Source organism: Microcystis sp. M53602_WE12, assembly GCF_030065455.1.
GTDB classification, from domain to species: Bacteria; Cyanobacteriota; Cyanobacteriia; order Cyanobacteriales; family Microcystaceae; genus Microcystis; species Microcystis aeruginosa.
The window spans coordinates 1-1,220 of record NZ_JASJFB010000260.1; the positions used below are offsets into that span (position 1 = coordinate 1).

1 protein-coding gene and 1 pseudogene are annotated in these 1,220 nt (G+C 38.8%); one reads left to right on the forward strand and one right to left on the reverse strand.

The window, feature by feature from the left end; translation table 11 throughout:
* Positions 1 to 367: 367 nt before the first annotated feature.
* Positions 368 to 1,084 carry a hypothetical protein gene (locus PX482_RS09525; RefSeq protein WP_288122365.1) on the forward strand — a complete coding sequence of 239 codons (717 nt, stop codon included), beginning with the start codon at positions 368 to 370 and terminating at the stop codon, positions 1,082 to 1,084.
* 4 nt (positions 1,085 to 1,088) lie between these two features.
* Here the strand turns inward: PX482_RS09525 and PX482_RS09530 are convergent.
* Positions 1,089 to 1,220: pseudogene (locus tag PX482_RS09530) on the reverse strand (IS630-like element ISMae24 family transposase); the annotation flags it as partial.

The following is a 1,220-nucleotide window of genomic DNA, read 5'->3' on the forward strand; positions in this document are numbered from 1 at the left end:
ACTCGCGTTAATTCTTCTTGATTTTGGATGGGGAGCTACAGGGCAAAAGCGTTTTGTATTCTGTATTCCTTGCTACATTCTGAATTTGGAATTGCTGGCGCATCTTAACAATCCTTGACAAAATGAACTTTATGTGAGTTGCTTACCCAGAGGTACATTCAGGCATATTTGAGGAGAATTTGCCATCTCAATTGTTAAGCAAAAATCGACCCAATGTTAAGATTTCGTAACTATTCTGATTGACTGGTATCACTTGAAATGCCCACACAGCAAGCAGATCACAAAAGGGGCTAATTGTCAATAGCGTTTGAGATGCGCTCACCCTGGTATTAAATGTAAAATACTTGGATAAAACGTCAAGGTAGTTATGCAGACAAAGAACTCGTATTTTTTAGATTTAACTCCTCTAAGAGAATTGATGCTTTCCAGAACCTTCTGGTTCAGTCTCAGCATCGTATTCTCTATTTTGTACAGTATCTTATTCTTACAAATCGCTTTCGGTAGCGAGTACAGTATTCAGGATGACGCACGCCGTATTATCGTTTGGATGATGCGCTTCTCTGATTCAGAGCTTTTTCCCGATGATTTCCTGATGAACTATTATCAATGGTTGACTCCTTCGGGTCTCGCGAGTCTTTATAAATTGATGTCAATGGTGGGGATAAACGCCATAGTTTTTAATAAGCTCGTACCGATCGCCCTAGGTTTAATATCTACCATTTATTGCTATCGAGTCTCCCTACAAATTCTGCCCGTACCTTTGGCTGGATTTATCTCTACACTATTTCTCAATCAAAATCTGTGGTTAAAAGATGATTTAGGTTCCGGTACCCCAAGAGGCTTTTTATACCCTCTTTTTCTGGCCTTTATCTATTACTTACTTCGCTCTTCCACGATTCCTTGTTTACTCTCTTTAATTTTACTGGCTTTCTTTTACCCTCCTTCGGTTCTGGTTGCTTCTGGAGTCTTAGTTCTCCGTCTCTTCTCCTGGAATAACCAAAGATTGCGTTTGACTACAGACCGAAAAGAGATTGTTTTTTGTATAGTCAGCTTGCTGGTTGTATTTTTAATCTTACTGACATAAGTACCTAGGCAAAATTAATTACATACTCGCCTCCAAAATTGTCCAGCACTTTTTTAACGTAAGCGAGGAGGCTCTTTCGGTCTTTATAGGCGCTAAATTCAATCCATTCATATTTTAAAAATCTCCATAATATTTC

Bases quoted from the DNA above. Each gene is read 5' to 3' on its own strand.
- PX482_RS09525 (WP_288122365.1), top strand. From the start codon at position 368: ATGCAGACAAAGAACTCGTATTTTTTAGATTTAACTCCTCTAAGAGAA.